This window comes from Phascolarctobacterium sp. ET69 (assembly GCF_023336935.1).
Taxonomy (GTDB): Bacteria; Bacillota; Negativicutes; order Acidaminococcales; family Acidaminococcaceae; genus Fusicatenibacter_A; species Fusicatenibacter_A intestinipullorum.
Genome location: NZ_JAMBLR010000001.1, coordinates 369,723 through 390,029, shown reverse-complemented (window position 1 = coordinate 390,029; position 20,307 = coordinate 369,723). Strand labels below are relative to the sequence as shown.

Below are 20,307 nucleotides of genomic sequence, written 5' to 3'. Positions count from 1 at the left end.
ATGAACGGATTCGTTTTGCAAAATAATAAAAATATCTGGTATGGCAGCTTTGCTGCATTTGACGCATTAGGCTTCGGCAATGCATTCAGCTGCCGCCTGCACGGCGAAAGCGCGCTAATATCTGGCGGGTTAAACCTTGCCCTTCATGTTGGCGACGAAGCCGGACTTGTTTTAAAAAACAGGCGTGCCTATGCCGCGGCGTTCGGCCTTGATGCCGGTAAATTTACCTGCTGCGAACAGGTGCACGGCAGCAATGTTGCCGTTGTAGTTGAAGCCTTGGCAGGTAAAGGCGCTGAAGCATACAGTGATGCCGTAAAAAATACCGATGCGCTGGTAACGAACCTTCCGCAGCTGCCGCTTATGCTGTTTTTTGCCGACTGCGTTCCGGTTATTTTTGCTGACCCGGTCAGCGGCAGCATAGGGCTGGCACACGCAGGCTGGCGCGGAACCGTTGCCGGTATTGCTGCAAGCACTGTAACAAAAATGCAGGAAGCATTTGGAGCAAAGCCGGAAAATATTTTGGCAGGCATTGGCCCCAGCATTGGGCAATGCTGCTATGAAGTTGACGATAAAGTTTTTGAAGCCGGCAAAAAATATGCCGGATGTTTTACGGCAAAAGAAAACGGCAGATACATGGCAGATTTACAGGCCTGGAACCGCCTTGCACTTTTAGATGCCGGTTTACTGCCGCAAAATATTTACAATGCCGGTATTTGCACGCAGTGCAGCAAAGAGCTGTTTTTTTCGTACCGCGCAGAAAACGGCAAAACAGGGCGCATGGGCGTAACTATTTGGAAAAAGTAAAAGGATAAATTATATTAACGGCGAATATAAAACCTTTAGGGGGTCTTTATATTGTTACAGGAAAATTTAATTAATGTACAAGCCAAAATAGATGCTGCGCTTTTAAGGCGCACAGAAGAAAAAATTACAGGCAATAAAGTTACTCTGGTTGCAGTAACCAAAAATCACCCGGCTGAGGTAATTACCGACGCTTTTAATCTTGGCGTTTCGGTAATCGGTGAAAACCGTGTGCAGGAAGCCAAAGCCAAACGCGAAATTGTCGGCAAAGGCAGCGGCAGGTGGCATTTAATAGGGCATCTGCAAACTAACAAGGCCAAACAGGCAGTTGCCATTTTTGATATGATTGAATCGGCGGACAGCGTACATTTAATGCAGGCTGTCGATAAAGAAGCCGCCAAAGCGGGCAAAGTTCAGGAAATACTTTTGCAGGTTAACATTGCGCGCGAAGAACAAAAAACAGGGTTCAGCCCGGAAGATTATGAGGCGGTTGTGCCCGAACTTGACAATTTTAAAAACCTGCACGTGCGCGGGCTGATGGTTATTGCGCCTGCGGCGGAAAATTCCGAAGATATACGCTGGGTGTTTGCGGAAGGCTACAAGCTTTACTGCAAACTGAAACAGCAGCGCTCGGATATAGATACTCTTTCCATGGGTATGACGCATGATTACGAAACTGCTATTGAAGAAGGCGCAAATATGGTGCGCATAGGCACGGCGCTTTTCGGGCAGCGTGATTACAGTTTAAAATTTTAACCTGAGGTGATAATTTTATGAAATTATTGGACCGTATTTCGGAAGCTCTCGGATTGTATGAAGAAGACGATGAAATAATTGAAGAAACCCCAAGTGAACAACCGGAAGAAAAACCGGCTAAAAAAAGCCTGTTTTCACGCAAAAGCGCAGCGCCGGTAAGAGAAGTACCGGCTGCTCCTGCAGAACCGGAACCTGAGCGCAAATCGTTTTTCAAAAGCAAAACAACTGCTATGCCAGCGTCAAAAACCATTTCCATACCAATGGCGCAAAAGCAGGTTAAAGTAATTGTGCTGGAGCCGGTATCGTTTGACGATTCGCAGAAAATTGCCGATTACCTTAACGGCAGCCAGCCGGTAGTTGTTAATTTTGAAGCTACCGATAAAGTTGTTATGAAAAGAATGACTGACTTTATCAGCGGCGTAGTTTATGCTTTGGGCGGCAGCATGAAAAAAATAGGCCATAATATTTTGGTATGCGCGCCTAAAAACGTTGATATTAATGCAGATGATAATATTTATGACGAAAGAGGGGGACAGCCTTGGAAAAAATAACTGATAAAACAGGGCGTATAGCTTTTATTGGCGGCGGCATGATGGCAGAAGCCATTTTAAAAGGCATGCTGCATAAGGAAATTGCCGAGCCTGAAATGATAATCATCAGTGACCCTTCGGCAGGGCGCCGCGAATACCTTGAAAAAACTTATAAAGTTAATACCACCGGCTGCAATGCGGAAGCAGTTAAAGCAGCAGGCTTTGTAATTCTTGCCGTAAAACCGCAGGTGGCTGATGCGGCCATAACTAAAGAAGTAGCCGATGCAATTCCGCAAAATACAACGGTGCTTTCCATTATGGGCAGCGTTAACCTTGACAAGCTGCATAAACTTGTTCCCGGGCATGCAGTTATCCGCGTTATGCCCAACACCCCGCTGGCGGTTGGCTGCGGCATGACGGCCATTGCTCCTGACGAAAACGTAAGCGAAGAAATGCTTGACGTTGCCAAAGCTGTTTTTGGCAGCTGCGGCGAAATTGAAATTATTGCCGAAAGCGCCATAGAAGCTATTGCGGCAGTAAGCGGCTGCGGGCCGGGATATGTATTTATGATGATTGACGCTCTGGCTGACGCAGGTGTAAACGCAGGCCTGCCGCGCGCCATGGCGATAAAACTGGCGGCGCAGACTTTTGCCGGCAGCGGCAAAATGGTATTGGATACCGGGCTGCACCCGGCTGTTTTGCGCGACCAGGTAACATCACCGGGCGGCACAACCATTGCCGGCATACATGCGCTTGAAAACCGCGGCGTAAGAGCTGCTATTTACGACGCTGTACTGGCAGCAATGCAGCGCAGCAGGGAGCTGCAGGGCAAATAAATGGCAGACAGAGAAAAAATACTGCGTTATTTTAAAGCCGGCGGCGATGAAGAACTGGCAGCAAAACTGCTTGACCTTGCCGAAGGGGCAAGAAAAAGCAAAAAGTTCCGCATAACTGATTTTTTAGACCCGCACAGCTATAATATAGCGGAAATTGTTGCCGCTAACTACGAAAACATAAAAATTGAAGCTGACGGCGGTTTTAACAATGCCGAAAGAGTAAAAGCGGCATTTATAGACGAAAACTTTATGGGCGCACCCGATTACGGCATCAGCTGCTTTGAAGTTAAATGGGACAAACGTTTTTATACCATCGGGCACCGTGATGTTCTGGGGGCGTTTATGGGCATGGGCTGCAAGCGCGAAATTTTGGGCGATATTGTTATTACGCCGGAAGGCGCGCATTTTGTTGCCGATAAAAGTTTTGCCAATTACATTGAAAGCAACCTTACGCAGATTGGCAGCGCGCCGGTTACCATAACCGAAATACCGCGCGAAAACCTTGCCCAGCGTGAAGAAAAAGTAAAAATCATCAGTGCCACAGTGGCCGATTTAAGGCTTGACGCCGTTGCCGCCGCAGGTTACGGTGTTTCCCGCTCGCGCATGGCCGATGAAATAAAAAGCCTTAATGTACGTGTAAACTGGAAGGAAGCCAAAAAGCCATCGCAAAGCGTAAACGAAGGCGATGTAATATCCTTCCGCAGCCGCGGGCGTGTAGAAGTTGCCGAAATACGCGGCACAACCAAAAAGGGACGCATGAGCATTACTTTAAAACGCTATATTTAATGTTGGAGGAAAGAGGCAGATGTTTACACCTCTCGATTTAAAAAATAAAACCTTTACCAAAGGCTTCCGCGGTTATGAAACCGAAGAAGTAGACAAGTTTTTTGCGCAGGTTGTAAAAGATTTTGAACGTCTGTATCAGGATAATATCGAACTGAAAGAAACCGTTGAACGCGTCAGCGCCAAGCTGGAATATTACCAGCAAATGGAAGCAACCATGCAGAACACTTTGGTTGTGGCGCAGGAAACGGCGGACGAAGTTAAAAAAACAAGCGAAAAGAAAGCACAGGTTTTGCTTGACGAAACCACCGCCAAATGCGAAGGCATGAAAACAGATGCCAAAAACGAGGCAGACCGCCTGCTTAACGAAGCCGGTACTGCCGCAGCGCAGGCTAAGGCCGAAGCCGACAGCTATGCCGAAAAAGTGCGCAACGAAGCCAATGCCGAAGCGGATAAACTGCGCAACGATACCGAAGCCGAAATGAACAAGCTTAAAGCAGACACGCAGCAGTTTGTTAACAAAATGCGCATTGCCGCCGAAGTTGAAGTGGCAAAATTAAAGGTAAAATCGGAAGAATCCTGTAAAAATATTATTGATAAAGCAAGGAAAGACGCTGTTGAAACCCTTGGCAAAGCACGCATGCAGGCAGAAAAAACAGTTAGCGACGCTGACGCAAGGGCACGCAAGCTGATGTTTGACGCTGAAAACAAAGCAGCGCTTGCCAAAAACAGTTTTGATGACCAGGTAAAAAAAGCCAATGTACACCGCCAGCACATGATAAATTTGCTGGAATCGCAGCTTGAGCTTTTAAAGAGCTTTGATAAAAATACTGAAGAATAGGCGGAACGATTATGATAATCCTTGTGAGGCACGGAGAAGCAACACATCATACTCAGCATTTAACAGGCGGCTGGACTGATTCTGACCTTACCGAAGCCGGGCGCAGGCAGCTGGAAGCACTTGCGGAAAAACTGGCACTGGATTTTAAAGGGCGCAGCGAAAAATTCCGCATTTTGGCGAGCGATTTAAAACGCGCTGCCGAAAGTGCTGCCATTATTGCCGCACGCCTGCATATGGACGGTAAAGTTGAAAAGCACGCGTTTCTGCGCGAAAAAAACAACGGCCTTGCCGCCGGAATGACCGAAAGCGAAGCAAAGGCAATTTACCGTCCGGCAGCGACGCTGAAAGAACTGCACCACCGCAACTATCCGGGCGGAGAAACGCGCAAGGAATTTTATGACCGCTGCGTTGAAGGCATTAAAGCCTGTGCTGATATGGAAAAAGAAAACCTGATTATCGTTGCGCACAAGGGCACTATTCAAAACATTATTTTTTACTGGCTTGGCTTTGATATCGAAGAAGTAAACAAATATAACTTTTCCGTCGATATCCTGCCTGGCAGCGTAACCGTACTTGGCATTAACAAATGGCTGGAACACAGCATCTTTTTGTTAAATGATACATCGCATTTACATAAAGGCGAAGGATACGGAATTTTTTCGTATAAGTATTACAAAAAACATTGACGGTTTTTCGCCGGTGTTGTATAATGATTGTGTTTTTAAATATTCTTACAGGCTATGATAAAGACAGTAGCCGGCACGAAGCAGCGCAGCGATTCCGGGACAGTGCAAGCCGGAACAGGACAGAAGGCCGGTGAAAATCACTTTGGAGCTTCCGTACAGAAACAGCAGTAAGTACGGACGGGGTAACGCACGTTAACGGCGTTGAGAGTGGCGCGTAAATTCTGCGTCATTAGGGTGGTACCACGGGTTATACAGTCTCGTCCCTTTGGGATGAGACTTTATTTTTTTGGAGGTGTAAAAAATTGGATTACAGCAAAACGCTTAACTTACCGGAAACAGAGTTTCCCATGCGTGCCGGACTGCCGGAACGTGAACCGGAAATTTTAAAATACTGGTATGACAACAACATTTACGAAAAGAAACAAAAACTGCACGCAGGCCACAAAAAATTTGTTCTGCATGACGGCCCTCCGTATGCCAACGGACAAATTCACATGGGCACTGCTCTTAATAAAATTTTAAAAGACATTATCATGAAATATAAATATACCCAGGGTTATGATACTCCGTACGTTCCCGGCTGGGATACCCACGGCATGCCGATTGAACATGCTGCCATTAAAAACCTTGGCCTGAACCGCAACGAGCTTGACCCGCTGGTACTGCGCAACGAATGCAAAAACTACGCTTTGCAGTGGATTGACATTCAGCGCAACGATTTTAAACGCCTTGGCGTTTTGGGCGACTGGGATCATCCCTATGTAACCCTTGTGCCTGATTACGAAGCCGTACAGATTCATGTATTCGGCGAAATGGCTAAAAAAGGCTATATCTATAAAGGCCAGAAATCAGTTTACTGGTGCCCGCACTGCGAAACCGCTTTGGCAGAAGCAGAAATTGAATACGCTGAACAGAAAACTCCGGCTATTTACGTAAAAATGCCGATTGTAAAAGACAACGGCATGATGCCTGAAGCAGCAAAAGGCAAACCGGCATATATGGTAATCTGGACAACCACTCCGTGGACCATGCCTGCCAACGTTGCCGTAGCCCTGCATCCTGATATTGAATATGCATGGGTTGAATGTGAAGGCGAAGTTCTGTTCCTTGCCAAAGAACTTTTGGAACAGGTTGGCAAAGTATGCAAGAAAGATTTGAGCAACGTGCTTGGCACCTGCAAAGGCAAAGATATGGAATTTGCCGAATGCCGCCATCCGTTCGATACCATTGAACGCAAATCCATCGTTGTACTTGCCGACTATGTAACGCTTGATGCCGGTACCGGCTGTGTACATACCGCTCCCGGCCACGGCGATGTCGACTTTGAAACCGGTATCAAATATCATCTGCCGATTATCTGCCCGGTAGATAAATCCGGTAAATTTACCAAAGAAGCAAAACAGTTTGAAGGCATGTTTGTATTTGATGCCAACATTCCTATCTTAAAATACCTTGCTGAACTCGGCATGCTGTTCGGCAAAGAAAACATCCGCCATCAGTACGCACACTGCTGGCGCTGCAAAAACCCGATTATTTACCGTGCAACCGAGCAGTGGTTCGCATCTATCGACGGTTTCCGCGATGACGCACTTGCTGCTATTGCCAACGAAGTTAAATGGATTCCGTCCTGGGGCGAAAGCCGTATCCATAACATGGTTGCCGACCGCAACGACTGGTGCATTTCGCGTCAGCGCGTATGGGGCGTTCCTATTCCGGCGTTCTACTGCGAAGAATGCGGCAAACCGATGATTACCGACGAAACCATTAACGCCGTTGCCGATTTGTTCCAAAAAGAAGGCTCCGACGCATGGTGGAAACACGAAGCCGAAGAAATTCTGCCGGAAGGCACAACCTGCCCGCACTGCGGCGGCAAGCACTTTACCAAAGAAAGCGACATTATGGACGTTTGGTTCGACAGCGGTTCTTCTCATGCAGCTGTTGCCAAAGTACGCCCGGAACTCAGCTGGCCTGTTGATATGTACCTTGAAGGCAGCGACCAGCATCGCGGCTGGTTCCAGTCCTCGCTTTTAACCAGCGTTGCCACCACCGGCCACGCTCCGTATAAATCCGTTTTAACCCACGGTTATGTTGTTGACGGCGAAGGCCGCAAAATGTCCAAATCCGTAGGCAACACCGTTGCTCCGCAGGACGTTATCAAACAATACGGCGCAGATATTATCCGTCTGTGGGCTGCTTCCAGCGATTACAAAGCTGATATCCGTATCTCCAAAGATATTTTGAAACAGCTTTCCGAAGTATACCGCAAAATCCGCAACACCATCCGTTACATTTTGGGCAACACCAACGACTTTGACTACGAAAAAGACAAAGTACCGTTTGAACAAATGCAGGAGCTTGACCGTTGGGCATTAATGCACATGCAGCTGCTGAAAAAAGAAGTACAGCAGGCTTACGAAGATTACGATTTCCATGTACTGTACCATGCAATTCATAACTTCTGCACCGTAGAAATGAGCAGCTACTATCTGGATATTTTAAAAGACAGACTGTACGCTTACAAAGCAGACAGCATTGAACGCCGCAGCGCCCAGACTGCCATGTATGAAATTATGGTTGATTTGGTTGTAATGCTGGCTCCGGTACTGAGCTTTACCATGGAAGAAGTATGGCAGTTCATGAAGAAAACCTCCGATATGCCGGAATCCGTATTGATGATGCCCTGGCCGGAAGTTAAAGAAGAATACATCGACCCGGCTCTGGAAAAGAAATGGGAAGATTTCATCGGCATCCGCAGTGAAATTACCAGAGTTCTGGAAGTTGCACGCAAAGCCAAAACCATTGGCCATTCCCTTGATGCTAAAGTTGAACTTTATGCTGAAGGCGAAGCGCTTGCAGTGCTCAAATCCGTAGAAAAAGATTTGCCTGCACTCTTAATCGTATCTCAGGCAGAACTGCATGAAGGCGTTGGTGAAGCAGGCGAAGCAACCACCCGTGAAGATTTGAAAGTTGCCGTTAAAGCTGCTGAAGGCCATAAATGCGAACGCTGCTGGATTTACAGCGATACCGTTGGCCAGGACGCAGAACACCCAACCCTGTGCGCACGCTGCGCCGAAGCAGTTAAATAAAACAGCTTTTAACAAATAAATAAAATGACAAAACAGCCTTTTACTTACAAAAATAGGTAAAAGGCTGTTTTTATGCTAAATTTCTTGATTAACTACTATTGAATAGGGTATAATAAAACTGGAAGGTGAAAATTTTTGATAATTAAAAGAACTTTTATTCAGACAAGTGCATTTACAAAATCATGGAAAGAATTAGGTTTTAATGACAGTGATTTAAGAAGGCTTGAAAACGAACTTTTACAAAATCCAAAAGTAGGAAATGTTATCAGAGGAACAGGGCGATTGCGAAAAATGCGTTTTGCTTTTGAAGGCAGGGGCAAAAGCGGCAGTACCAGAGTATGTTACGTAGATTTTGAAATTAAAGAAACCATATTTTTATTGGCTGTATTTGCTAAAAATGAAATAGAAAATTTATCAATGGAAGAACGGCTAAAATTAAAACATCAAATTGATATATTGGAGGATAATTTATAAGGGGTGAATTATAATGAGTGAAGCATTTGCAATTTTAAGCGGAGCTTTAGATGAAGCTATAAATGATACCAAAACAAAAAAATTACCAAGAAATGTCAGAAGTATAGAAATAGAACCTGCCGGTGTTTATACATCTGCTCAGGTAAAAAATATTAGAGAAAAAATCGGTTTAACGCAGAAACTGTTCGCCAAATATATCGGTGTTTCTACAAAAACAGTAGAAGCGTGGGAAGCCGGGCGCAATAAACCTTCCGGACCTTCTAACAGGCTTCTATGGCTGTTAGATATGGGAAAAATTACAATTTAAAAATTAAAATGGCAACATACTTTTTGAGTATGCTGCCATTTTTTGTTTGGCTTTTTACTAATTAATTATTGTTTTTTAGCTGCTGCGCTGATGATTTCCAAAACGAGGCGCGCTAGGTTGTAAAGGTCTTTTTCTTTTAAGCATTCTTCGGTAGAGTGGATTTTATCCATACCGGTGGAAAGCGCAACGCAGGGCAGGCCCATGCCGCACAGGTAGTTGCCGTCGGTGCAGCCGCCGCTGCTGAACAGTTTAAACGGCAGTCCGAGTTTTTTGGTTGCTTCCTTTACAAATACAACGCCAAGGTCATCTTCGCTGATGCGCATTGCGGGCGAGCCTTCTTCAACGTTAATTTCAATTTGTCCGCCGCCTGCTTCAACAGCTTCGGTAAGAGTTTTTTTGGTATCGCTAATTAAAACGTCAAGCTTTTCCGGGCTCAGGCAGCGCATATCAATAACAAATTCGGCGCTCGGCGCAACAATATTGCTGGCAAGGCCGCCTTCAATTTTACCGACGCTGAGTGTGGTTTCTTCGTCTAAACGTCCGTAAGCGGGCAGGGCGGTTAAGGCTTTGGCGGCCAGCATAATGGCGTTAATGCCTTTTTCTGGTTCTACGCCTGCATGTGCAGCTTTGCCGATAACTTTTACAAACAGTTTTACAGCGCGCGGTGCGGCGTTGTTTACAAGGCCGGGTTCAAAACCTTCATCAAGGCAGTAGCCTATATCGGCTTTAATCCATGAAGGGTCCATATATCTTACGCCGACGCTGCCTATTTCTTCGCCGATAGTGAAGCACAGCTGAATATCGCCGTGTGGCAGTTTGTTTTCGAGGATTACTTTTACTGCTTCGAGGCTTGCGGCAATGCCTACTTTATCGTCGCCGCCGAGAGTGGTTGTGCCGTCGGAATACAGCACGCCGTCTTTGCGCACAACTTTGGTGCCGGTAGTGGGGGCAACAGAATCCATATGTGCTTCAAACATCAGGCCGGGAACTTTGTAATCCAGGTTTGAAGGAATAAATGCCCATACATTGCCGGTGGTGGCGCCTGCTTTTTTGCCTGCGTCGTCAATTTCGGCTTTAATGCCGAGTTCTGCCAGTTTTTTTACAATTAAATCAGCTTCCGCTTTTTCATCAAGGCTGGGGCAGGGAACGCTGACAAGTTCAATAAATTCATTTAAAAGACGTTCTTCGTTAATCATATTTTACCTCCGTGTGATATAACATCTTTTATATTATAACACTTAAAAATAATAAAAACATAAAACTTTTCATTTTTAAGGTGTTGGTTTATTCTGAAAATATGGTACAATATGGAGAGGCTTAGGCCTAATAAACGGCGCGGCAACATCTGTGGCGACGCCAGAAGGAGCGTATTATGAAACGCAGTGAAAAATTTGTTCAGGCTAACCGTGAAGCCAAGGCTACATGGATAGCACTCGCACTTGTAATTTTGTTTTGGTATGTGGCAGGCTTCGGGCTGGAAAATTCAACGGTTGAATTTTTCCATACACCCATCTGGGTTATCGGCGGCTGCATAGGTACCTGGCTTTTTGCAGTTTTGGTTTGCTGGGTGCTGGTTCGGTTTGTCTTTAAAGATTTTGACTTGGAAGACGGGGAGGAAAAATAATATGGGCAACTGGGTTAATCTTCTTCCTGTTTTCTGCTTTTTAATGTTTATGCTGGGCGTAAGTTTTTACATTCAGTATGCTTCGCGCAAAGAGCGCAGCACCAATTTTGCGCGCGATTATTTTATCGGCGGTTACAGCCTGGGTGGTTTTGTGCTTGCCATGACAACTGTGGCAACGTACAGCTCCGTAAGCACGTTTGTTGGCGGGCCGGGCATGGCGTGGCTGGTTGGTTACGGCTGGTTGTATATGGCCATTGTGCAGGTTGTTGTTGTATTTTTGGTTTTGGGTGTTTTCGGCAAAAAAATTGCGCTTATTTCGCGTAAAATTAATGCCATTACGGTTATAGATGTTATCCGCAGGCGTTATCAGTCTGATTTTCTTGCCAACATGTCGGCGCTGTTTATTGTAATGTTTTTCTGCGGCACAATGGTTGCGCAGTTTGTAGGCGCGGCAAAATTGTTTGAAGCCGTTACCGGGTTTTCGTATCTTACAGGCCTCAGCCTTTTTGGGCTGATTGTAGTTTTTTACACTACCATTGGCGGTTTTAAGGGCGTTGCCATTACCGATGCCATTTGCGCTGTTGCCATGCTTGTAGGGCTGGGAATTTTGTTCAGTTCCATGCTCAGCGCAGGCGGCGGCTACGATAATATTATGAATTACATTAATACCAATCACCATGATATGCTGGAGCCGCTTTCGCAGGGTAAAATGCCGATGTCGCTGTATATCAGCCAGTGGCTGCTGGTTGGCATTTGTACGCTGGCTTTGCCGCAGTCCGTTGTGCGCGGCATAAGCTATAAAAATACCAAAGCGCTGCATAACGCCATGCTGATAGGAACTATTACCATTGGCGCCATGACGCTTGTAGCTACCTGGATTGGCGTGCTTTCCAAAGGTATTTTAACCGACACTTTGGCGGCATATGGAAACAGCGTTGATAACATTACCCCGCTGACGATTGTAAAAACCATGGGGCCGCTTTGGGCAGGCATTACCATTATAGGGCCTATTGCGGCAACGGTATCGACGGTTTCTTCGCTTTTGCTTTCTTCTTCTTCTTCAATCATTAAAGATGTGTACATGCGCGAAATGGAAAAACGCAATGTTGAAGTAAGCAACGATAAAATAAAAAGGCTCAGTATGCTGGCAACCGTTGTGCTTGGCTTAATTGTGTATGTTGTGGCCATTGCCCCGCCAAGCGTAATCTGGCAGATAAATATGTTTGCCTTCGGCGGTTTGGAAACGGCGTTTTTCTGGGTGCTGCTGTTTGGGCTGTTCTGGCCTAAGGCCAACCGTATGGGCGCAATACTGGCAATGCTGGGCGGCGTGGTAAGCTACTGCGTATGTATGGCCATGCAGATTAAAGTTTTTGATTTGCACCAGATTGTTATCGGTATTGGCGTTTCGCTGATTTTGTTCCTGATTGGCACATGTATCGGCAAAACGCAGGATGAAGAAGTGCTGCGTGTATTTTTCCCGGAAAGATATCCGGACTGATTTAGTAAAATATTAAAAAATTAAGGCTGTCTGTTAATGCAGGCAGCCTTTTGCGTATAAAAAAGAGGACAGAGGCCCTCTTATTTTTTTAGAAGCTCGTTTTTTAATTTATAGTATTCGCGTGAAAAATATGCCGGAAGCTGTGCTTCGCGGTGGTCGTAGCCATAGGCGCGGCGCGTAATGCTGATGACAGGCGGTGCCTGAATGCGTTTGGCAACTGCAAGCCCGCAGAATAATTTCCACCAGCGTTCAAGGTCGGCAATAAATTCAACGGCGTTTTTAAAGGTAGCAGTTATAATTTCCGGCGGGCAGTTTAAGTGTTCAGCCAATGTTCCTTCGGCATACCAGCGCAAAATATCGGCCGGTGAAGTTTTTTGCCAGCTTTCAACAAACATGGCAAACAGTTTGTCGTGGTAGGGGTAAACCAGCGGGTCGCCGCCGTTGCCGACAGTTTGCTCCGGTGAAAGCTCCGCACTGGGGCGCATGGTAAAAATTTCTTCCGGTATTACGGCTTTTTTAAATACGTTTTCGTTAAGGTAACGCCCTATGGCGTAAACATCATGCTTCCACAAATCGCCGATAGGGGCTACTGCGCCGCAGATATCGCCGTAGAAGGTGGCATAGCCAATGGTGATTTCCGTTTTGTTGGAGTTGCACGAAAACGCGCCGCCAAAAGCTGCTGCCGCGCCTGCAAGAATACGTGCGCCGCGGTCGCGGGCCTGTATGTTTTCCATAACGTAAGGGGTAACGCTTAAATTAAAGGTGCTGTTGTTGTAATACGCTTCTGCGCTTATTTGCGTAAGCTGGCTGTATGTATGTTCAACGCTTTCGGTAATGGGCACCACCATATAGTTTGTTTTAAGTGCCTGCGCGGTTTTAAGCGCCATATCTTTGGTAAGGCCGGAATTGTAACGCCCGGGCATGTTTATCAAAAGCACGTTTTGCGGGCCTAAAATATCGGTGTAAAGCGCGGCCGTAACGGCAGAATCAATGCCGCCGGAAAGGCCAACCACCATTTTTGTTATGCCAAGCTGCTGCAAAAATTTTTGCGTGCCGTAGCGTACGGCTTTATAAATATCGGCAGTATCATCTTTGGCAGCAGCAACGGGCTGCGAATCTGCCTTAACTGTTTTATCTGCCGTATCAAAATAAAAGTACAGCAGGCTTTCTTTAAACGCATCCGCTTCGGCAATTAAAGTGCCGTTGTTATTGTAAACACAGCTGCATCCGTCATAAGTAAAAATGTTTTTGCCGTTATTTTGAATACCCGTGTTGTTGCAGTAAGCCAGAGGCAGTGCAAGTTTTTGCGCCTGTGCGGAAAACAAGCGGTGACGCTTGGCATTTTTATTTAAGGTAAACGGAGAGCAGGAGAGGTTGCATAAAATATCCGAACCGTTTTCGGCAAGTGCCGAAGGTGTGCTGAAATGATAGTTTTCCGTCCAGCCGTCCTCACAAAGCATAATGCCGAGCTTGAGTTTTTGCCCTTTTATTTCCACTTCAACAGGATGTGCAAGCTGCTGTGGAGTGGTTTCAAGTTCTGCCGCCAGCTGTGCAAGGCTGTAAAAATAGCGGCTGTCATCAAATTCGCGGTAATTGGGCAGCGAGTGCTTAATAATGCAGTTATAGGGCAGTTTGCCGTTGCCAAGGGCTTTGCCGCGGTAAGCAGCAAAAGCGGCGTTGTATTTGCGCACGCGCCCGTCCTCGTTAACTTTGCTTCTGTCAATGGCAATGTTGCCGAAAATAACGCAGATATCATAATTGGCAGTGGCGTTTATTATTTCTTCGCCAAAGGCTTCGCAGTCCTCCAGAAAAGATTTCTGCTCCCATAAATCGCCGATTAAATAGCCCGGTACGGCAAGTTCCGGCAATAATAAAATATCTGCTTTATTTAAAGCAGCTTCTTTAATTAAATTTATAATTTTTTGTGTATTAAGGTCTGGCCGCCCTGCGGTAATTTCCGGCTGGGCGCAGGCAAATTTTATCAGCACTTTGCATCTCTCCGGTTTGCGTTTATATGTTTATGATGTTATTATAACAAATAAAGGCATGTAATACCATACAAATGGAGGCGATAAGCAATGCCAAAGCAGAAAAAAACCAATGCTGCACGCATTTTGGACGAAAAGAAAATAGAATACACTCTGATTGAATACGCAGTGGATGAAGAACATCTTGATGCCGTTCACGTTGCCCGGGAAGTTGGGCTGCCGCCGGAACAGGTTTTTAAAACCCTTGTTGTGCGCGGCGATAAGACAGGCCCGGTTTTTGCTGTTATTCCCGGCAACGGCGAGCTTGATTTAAAGGCTCTTGCCAAAGCAAGCGGCAACAAAAGGGCAGAGATGGTTCATTTAAAAGAAGTGCTGCCGCTGACAGGATATATCCGCGGCGGATGTTCTCCGCTTGGCGCTAAAAAGAATTACCCTGTTTACCTTGACGAAACCTGCATTTTGTGGGATAAAATTGCCATCAGCGCAGGGCTGCGCGGCATGCAGATTTTTTTAAACCCTGACGATTTGGTGAAGGCAACAGGTGCAGTTGTAGTAAACATTATTCATTCCTGAACGTGTAAATACTTGCCCAAAGTACATAAATATGCTATTATGACTCCATGGAAAGATGAAAGGATGGCTTTTATGTTATTTTTAAGTACACGCGGCAAAACCGACCTTGTTTGCAGTGCCCACGCCATAACGCGCGGTATGGCAGATGACGGCGGGCTTTTTGTGCCTCAGAAATTTGTAGCGGTTCCGCTTGAAGATATTATTGCTTTGCATAATTTAAGCTATCAGGAGCGTGCGGTAAAAATTATTTCGCTGTTCTTAACGGATTATTCCGAAGAAGAACTTGCAGATGCCGCTGCCAGAGCTTATGACGCAGCTAAATTCGGCAGCTGCCCGGCACCTGTTGTGCAGGTTAACGACAATACAGACGCGCTTGAATTGTGGCATGGTCCTACATCCGCTTTTAAAGATATGGCGCTTCAGATTTTGCCGCTGCTTTTAACCAAGGCAATTGCAAAAACGGGAGAGCAGCAGAAAATAGTTATTTTAACAGCAACCTCCGGTGATACCGGCAAGGCTGCACTGGAAGGCTTTGCCGATGTTGACGGTACGGAAATAATTGTATTCTACCCTGAAAGCGGCGTAAGCGATATTCAGAAACAGCAGATGGTAACGCAGGCCGGCAAAAATGTGCATGTATTTGCCGTTAAAGGCAATTTTGACGATGCCCAGACCGGCGTAAAACAAATTTTTGCCAATGCCGGTTTAAACGAAGAAATTGCCGCTCAGGGCTGCACTTTAAGTTCTGCCAACTCCATTAACTGGGGCCGCCTTGTACCGCAGATTGTTTATTATTTCAGCGCATACAGCGACGCAGTGGCAGCAGGGCGCATTAAAGCCGGTGATGAAATTAACTTTGCCGTGCCGACAGGCAACTTCGGCGATATTCTGGCAGGCTATTATGCCAAAATGATGGGTTTGCCGGTACACAAATTTATTTGCGCGTCCAACAGCAATAATGTACTTACCGATTTCATCAACACCGGCATTTATGACAAACGCCGTGAATTTAAAAAGACCATTTCGCCGTCTATGGATATACTGGTTTCCAGCAATCTGGAACGCCTGCTGTACAGTGTAACCGACGAAGATTCCGAAAAAGTAACGGAATGGATGCAGCAGCTTAACACCGAAGGCGTATACAACGTAGGCGAAAAGATACACAAAAAAATTACTTCAGCTTTCTTTGGTGCGTGGGTGGACGAACAGGAAACTGCCGAAACCATCAGACGTGTTTACAACGACAGCAAATACCTGCTTGACCCACATACCGCCGTTGCCTGGAGAGCATGTGAAAAATACCGCCTTGTAACAAGCGATGACAGATATGCAGTTGTTGTTTCAACCGCAAGCCCGTATAAGTTCAGCGGCAGCGTTTATGAAGCGGTTAAAAACGGCGGCGAAGAATTACAATCTTTTGACGCTTTGCATAAACTGCACGAGCTTACCGGTGTGCCTGTGCCGGAAAAAATGCTTCAGCTTGAAAATATGCCGGTTCTTCATAAAGAAGTTATTGAGCCGGGAAACATGGCGGAAGCAGTTAAAAACAGCATTTAGTTTTATTATGGCATTGCCCTTTGCGGCCGTGCCATTTTATTTTTATGCAGGTTTTAAAACCTGCGGCGTGGTATTTAACGTACAGGTATGTTATAATATAAAAGATAGTAAACTGTAAGCAAAGACAGTAAGTCTTGCAGCATTGGAGGATGTGGCATGGCTGATAAGGAAATTTTGCAGGCCAACGAAAAGGCTAACGAAGAAGCCGCAGGCGGAGCAGCACCTGAAGAAATAGGCGACGTGCAGATTGCCGATGAGGTGCTGAGCATTGTGGCAAGCCTTGCTGCCCAGGAAGTTGAAGGCGTGGCAGGCATGAACGGCGGTTTTGCCGGAGATTTGAGTGAATTTTTAGGCAATAAAAATGTCTCAAAAGGCGTGCGCGTTACGGTAGAAGGGCATGTTGTAAGTGTTGAAGTGTATGTAAACATTGAATACGGCGGCTGCATACCGGAAATAGCTTTGGAAATTCAGGAAAAAGTACGCGAAGCCATTGAAGACATGACAGGATACGAAGTTAAAATTGTTGACGTACATGTGCAGGGCGTGCAGCGCCGCCATAAAACGGAACTTGAACAGAGCCTTGAAGCGTCTGATAATAATTAAACTCATTGGGAGGGAAAATCAATGGGAATTCCTGACAGAATAATTTTGACATTATATACATTTTTAATGGCGGTCGTTGCCGTACTTGTAGTTTTATGTAGCCTCAGCATTATTTCGCAGGCTGCAATCAATCAGTTTCTGGCAACCATTCCCGGCAACTGGGAGTATGCCGTCGGCGGCATTATAATACTTTTGGTAAGCCTGCGCCTTTTAATTGCCGGTATAGGCGCAACCGGTGTTAGCTCCTTAATTTTAAAAAGCAGCGATGCCGGTAAAATTTTTGTAGGCAAAAACGCTATTGAAGATTATATTTGTGAAATTGCACAGGAAGTTTACGGTGTTTACAACGTAAAATGTGATACCAAGCTTGATGATGAAAGCATCAGCGTGCGCATTAACGCTTCGATAGAGCCGGGCATAAACATTCCGGAAACAACGGAAGAAATAAAATACAATGTGCGTGATACCATAAAAAAAGTATTGGGCATGGAAATTAAAGAAATAGAATTGTTCTTTAAACAGATTAAGGCCAAGAATTAGGAAGGGGGCACAGGCGATGTGGAATGAAATTCTCAATGATTTGTGGAGAGTATATCGCGGCCGTCTTTTAGGCTCTGTGTTCGGCCTGTTTATCGGGGCCATGTTTTTAATTTTGGGTTTTTTGCAAACTATATTTTTACTGATTTGTATTTCGGCAGGCTTTTTTATCGGCAACAAAATTGATAAAAAGGAAGACCTGCTTGAATGGCTGGACAGGCTGCTGCCTCCAGGCTACCATAAATAACTAAAAGAACGAGGTTAAACATGATTCGCAGAATATCAAGAGAACTTGTAGTACAAAGTTTATTCCAAATAGATTTTTCCGCCTGCAGCGCAGAAGAAGCTTTAAATGCGGCAGTTGAAGAACAAAACAGCAAAAATGCGCTGAAAGCGCAGAACTATGCACAGATTGCTTTAAACGGCATTTTAAATTCGCTGGCAGAAATTGATGCAAAAATTACGGAATTTTCCATTGACTGGGAAGTAAGCCGCATGCCTGCCGTAGACCGTAATATTTTACGCCTGGCAGTTTATGAAATTTATTTTGCGGAAGAAAAAATTCCTGCCGGCATTGCAATTAACGAAGCCGTGGAAATTGCAAAAATTTACGGTTCGGAAGACAGCCCGCGCTTTATTAACGGGCTGCTTGGCAAAATGGTCAGGAACAATGAGTGAACTTGAAGTTTACCTTGGCATTGATACAAGCTGCTACACAACTTCGGTTGCTTTTATGGACAGGCAGGCTAACCTTGTTGGGGAAAGCAGGCAGATTTTAAAAGTACACGAAGGCAAATGCGGCTTGCAGCAATCCGAAATGGTTTTTCAGCATACACGCAACTTGCCGGAAATGATAACAAACGCAATGCCACGGGGCGCAAAAATTATTGGCGTTTGCGCTTCCGGTTATCCGCGTCCCCTGCCGGATTCTTATATGCCGGCTTTTTTGGTTGGCGCAGGTCTAGCGCGTTCTGTTTCGGTGCTTAATAATATTCCGCTGTGGCTTATCAGTCATCAGGAAAACCATCTGCTGGCCGGAAAATGGTCGGCAGGCGGGCCGGATGATGAACGCTTTTTGTTTCTGCATGCTTCCGGCGGCACAACGGATTTGCTTACAGCCGAAAAAGACGGCAGTGGCAGTTATAAATTGACGGAAATCGGCGGCAGCATTGATTTGCATGCCGGGCAGTTTATTGACCGCATAGGCGTAAGCCTTGGGCTGCAATTTCCGGCAGGGCCGGCGCTTGAAAAATTTGCCGGAGCAGCTGCCGGGCCTGTTGAATTGCCTGTTTCCGTTAAAGGCTGCAAAGCAAGCCTTTCAGGGCCTGCAACTGCGGCAGAGCGCAAACTGGCGGCAGGGGCAGAACCGGCCGGCATAGCGCTGGGCGTGCAAAAAGTGCTTGCAGAAACCTTTTACAGGCTTATTTATAACGCATGCAGGGAATATAATACCAAAAGCGTACTAATTGCCGGCGGCGTTGCCAGCAATACTTACATAAGAGAATATTTACATAATAAACTTACAGGCAGAAAAATATCACTTTGGCACCCTCAGGCACGCTTTAGCTGCGATAATGCCTGCGGCTGTGCCGCTTTTGCAGTTTTAAAGGGTGAAAAAAGTGTATGATGATGTTTATTCCGTCAGCCAAGTAAATAAACTTATTAAAGCGCTTGTTGAAGGTGAACGGCGTTTCGCCAATATTCAGGTGCGCGGTGAAATTTCCAATTTTAAGCGTTACAGCAGCGGCCATTGCTATTTTACGTTAAAAGATGCAGGCGGCGTTTTAAAAGCTGTAATGTTTAAAACGGCAGCGCGTACTTTGCGTTTTGAACCTCAAAACGGTGATACGGTTATTGCTGTTGGACGCATAAGTGTTTATGAACGTGACGGCGTTTACCAGCTTTATACCGATTTAATGATACCCGAAGGCACCGGCGATTTAATGCTGGCATTTGAGCAGCTTAAACAAAAACTGTTAAACGAAGGCCTGTTTGATGAAAGCAGAAAAAAGCAGCTGCCGGTAAACCCCAAAACAGTTGGCATCATTACATCGCCTTCCGGCGCGGCAGTGCGCGATTTAATTACCGTATCGCGCAGGCGCAACAAGGGCATAAAGCTGTTGCTTTACCCGGTTCGCGTACAGGGCAAGGAAGCACCGGCTGAAATTGCCCATGCTATTGAGTTTATGAACAGAAACAAAATGGCTGATGTTTTGATTGTAGGCCGCGGAGGCGGTTCTATTGAAGAATTGTGGGCCTTTAATGAAGAACAGACCGTCCGTGCAGTTGCTGCGTCGGAGATACCTGTTGTTTCGGCAGTTGGGCACGAAACGGATTTTACTTTAACGGATTTTGCGGCGGATAAACGCGCGGCAACCCCTTCGCAGGCTGCGGAAATTGTTGTTGTCGACGCCAATGCTTATTTAAACAGCGTTGCGGAACTGGAAAAACGTTTAAAAAACACGGTCTTAAAACGGCTTGCCTTATCGGAAACTACGCTGGAACGCCTGCAAAATTCATGGGCGTTATCAAATCCGCAGCGCATGCTTGAAAGCAGAATGCAAAGATTTGATTTTGCTTCGGTACGGCTTGAGCAGGTTTTTAATGCTGCCCTTACGCAGAAACAGCACAGCTGCGGCGTGCTGGCGGCAAAGCTCGACGCGCTCAGCCCGCTTACCGTGCTTGCTCGCGGGTACAGTGTTACGGAAAATATGGATGGAAAAATTATCAGAAGTATAGCTGATGTACGCTGGGGTGATGAAATAGTAACGCAGGTCGGCGACGGCAACGTTATTTCGGTGGTTCAGCATACGGAAGGTCGGTAAAA

The 20,307-nt window shown here is 45.9% G+C and carries 22 protein-coding genes and 1 other annotated feature; of the genes, 20 read left to right on the top strand and 2 right to left on the bottom strand.

All coding sequences use genetic code 11. The features are described from left to right. The 10 genes from pgeF to M3079_RS01855 all read left to right on the top strand — a co-directional run bounded on the left by pgeF (position 1) and on the right by M3079_RS01855 (position 9,100). Entirely contained in the window at positions 1–804 is an 804-nt protein-coding gene (pgeF, locus tag M3079_RS01900; protein WP_249076878.1) for a peptidoglycan editing factor PgeF, read from the top strand. A gap of 51 nt (positions 805–855) precedes the next feature. After that, on the top strand, positions 856–1,557 hold the full coding sequence (locus tag M3079_RS01895; RefSeq protein ID WP_249076877.1) for a YggS family pyridoxal phosphate-dependent enzyme: 702 nt from the start codon (positions 856–858) through the stop codon (positions 1,555–1,557). A gap of 17 nt (positions 1,558–1,574) precedes the next feature. Next, complete coding sequence (sepF, locus tag M3079_RS01890) at positions 1,575–2,108, top strand: cell division protein SepF (protein WP_249076876.1); 534 nt, start codon at positions 1,575–1,577, stop codon at positions 2,106–2,108. Continuing rightward, positions 2,096–2,923, top strand: a complete 828-nt coding sequence (gene proC, locus M3079_RS01885) for a pyrroline-5-carboxylate reductase (protein ID WP_249076875.1) — start codon at positions 2,096–2,098, stop codon at positions 2,921–2,923. The genes sepF and proC overlap by 13 nt, the downstream gene beginning before the upstream one ends. Continuing rightward, positions 2,924–3,709 carry a YlmH/Sll1252 family protein gene (locus M3079_RS01880; RefSeq protein ID WP_249076874.1) on the top strand — a complete coding sequence of 262 codons (786 nt, stop codon included), beginning with the start codon at positions 2,924–2,926 and terminating at the stop codon, positions 3,707–3,709. 19 nt (positions 3,710–3,728) lie between these two features. Further along, positions 3,729–4,547: a DivIVA domain-containing protein gene (locus M3079_RS01875; protein WP_249076873.1), complete on the top strand. Its 819-nt coding sequence runs from the start codon at positions 3,729–3,731 to the stop codon at positions 4,545–4,547. 11 nt (positions 4,548–4,558) lie between these two features. After that, positions 4,559–5,233: a histidine phosphatase family protein gene (locus M3079_RS01870; RefSeq protein WP_249076872.1), complete on the top strand. Its 675-nt coding sequence runs from the start codon at positions 4,559–4,561 to the stop codon at positions 5,231–5,233. 45 nt (positions 5,234–5,278) lie between these two features. Further along, positions 5,279–5,501, top strand: a binding site (T-box leader). A 34-nt stretch (positions 5,502–5,535) separates the two neighbouring features. Beyond that, positions 5,536–8,319, top strand: coding sequence for an isoleucine--tRNA ligase (gene ileS, locus M3079_RS01865; protein WP_249076871.1), 2,784 nt, complete (start codon positions 5,536–5,538; stop codon positions 8,317–8,319). Positions 8,320–8,454: 135 nt separating this feature from the next. Continuing rightward, positions 8,455–8,793: a type II toxin-antitoxin system RelE/ParE family toxin gene (locus tag M3079_RS01860; RefSeq protein WP_249076869.1), complete on the top strand. Its 339-nt coding sequence runs from the start codon at positions 8,455–8,457 to the stop codon at positions 8,791–8,793. Between the two features lie 13 nt (positions 8,794–8,806). After that, complete coding sequence (locus M3079_RS01855) at positions 8,807–9,100, top strand: helix-turn-helix domain-containing protein (protein ID WP_249076867.1); 294 nt, start codon at positions 8,807–8,809, stop codon at positions 9,098–9,100. A 65-nt stretch (positions 9,101–9,165) separates the two neighbouring features. Here M3079_RS01855 and M3079_RS01850 read toward each other — a convergent pair whose 3' ends face one another. Further along, entirely contained in the window at positions 9,166–10,296 is a 1,131-nt protein-coding gene (locus tag M3079_RS01850) for a M20/M25/M40 family metallo-hydrolase (protein ID WP_249076866.1), read from the bottom strand. A 176-nt stretch (positions 10,297–10,472) separates the two neighbouring features. On the opposite strand from M3079_RS01850, the gene M3079_RS01845 reads away from it, so the two are divergent. Both M3079_RS01845 and panF read left to right on the top strand, forming a co-directional pair. Then, the gene (locus M3079_RS01845; RefSeq protein WP_249076864.1) at positions 10,473–10,724 is read left to right on the top strand and encodes a YhdT family protein; all 252 of its coding nucleotides are present in this window, start codon (positions 10,473–10,475) and stop codon (positions 10,722–10,724) included. 1 nt (position 10,725) lies between these two features. Further along, a complete protein-coding gene (gene panF / locus M3079_RS01840; RefSeq protein ID WP_249076863.1) occupies positions 10,726–12,222 on the top strand; it encodes a sodium/pantothenate symporter in 1,497 nt (498 codons plus the stop codon). A gap of 80 nt (positions 12,223–12,302) precedes the next feature. Here panF and nadE read toward each other — a convergent pair whose 3' ends face one another. After that, entirely contained in the window at positions 12,303–14,210 is a 1,908-nt protein-coding gene (nadE, locus tag M3079_RS01835) for an NAD(+) synthase (RefSeq protein WP_249076862.1), read from the bottom strand. Positions 14,211–14,300: 90 nt separating this feature from the next. Here nadE and ybaK point away from each other — a divergent pair, with 90 nt between their 5' ends. The 8 genes from ybaK to xseA all read left to right on the top strand — a co-directional run bounded on the left by ybaK (position 14,301) and on the right by xseA (position 20,305). Next, positions 14,301–14,783, top strand: a complete 483-nt coding sequence (gene ybaK, locus M3079_RS01830; RefSeq protein WP_021716458.1) for a Cys-tRNA(Pro) deacylase — start codon at positions 14,301–14,303, stop codon at positions 14,781–14,783. Positions 14,784–14,855: 72 nt separating this feature from the next. Continuing rightward, complete coding sequence (gene thrC, locus M3079_RS01825; RefSeq protein WP_249076861.1) at positions 14,856–16,340, top strand: threonine synthase; 1,485 nt, start codon at positions 14,856–14,858, stop codon at positions 16,338–16,340. 156 nt (positions 16,341–16,496) lie between these two features. Then, positions 16,497–16,943: an Asp23/Gls24 family envelope stress response protein gene (locus M3079_RS01820; RefSeq protein WP_021716456.1), complete on the top strand. Its 447-nt coding sequence runs from the start codon at positions 16,497–16,499 to the stop codon at positions 16,941–16,943. A gap of 21 nt (positions 16,944–16,964) precedes the next feature. Next, entirely contained in the window at positions 16,965–17,483 is a 519-nt protein-coding gene (gene amaP, locus M3079_RS01815; protein WP_021716455.1) for an alkaline shock response membrane anchor protein AmaP, read from the top strand. Positions 17,484–17,499: 16 nt separating this feature from the next. Then, positions 17,500–17,727 (top strand): DUF2273 domain-containing protein, encoded by a 228-nt coding sequence (locus tag M3079_RS01810; protein ID WP_021716454.1) that lies wholly within the window; start codon positions 17,500–17,502, stop codon positions 17,725–17,727. 20 nt (positions 17,728–17,747) lie between these two features. Further along, the gene (gene nusB, locus M3079_RS01805) at positions 17,748–18,158 is read left to right on the top strand and encodes a transcription antitermination factor NusB (protein WP_249076860.1); all 411 of its coding nucleotides are present in this window, start codon (positions 17,748–17,750) and stop codon (positions 18,156–18,158) included. After that, positions 18,151–19,107 carry an O-sialoglycoprotein endopeptidase gene (locus M3079_RS01800; protein ID WP_249076859.1) on the top strand — a complete coding sequence of 319 codons (957 nt, stop codon included), beginning with the start codon at positions 18,151–18,153 and terminating at the stop codon, positions 19,105–19,107. The genes nusB and M3079_RS01800 overlap by 8 nt, the downstream gene beginning before the upstream one ends. After that, positions 19,091–20,305: an exodeoxyribonuclease VII large subunit gene (gene xseA, locus M3079_RS01795; protein ID WP_249076858.1), complete on the top strand. Its 1,215-nt coding sequence runs from the start codon at positions 19,091–19,093 to the stop codon at positions 20,303–20,305. Before M3079_RS01800 ends, xseA begins: the two co-directional genes overlap by 17 nt. Positions 20,306–20,307 lie beyond the last annotated feature (2 nt).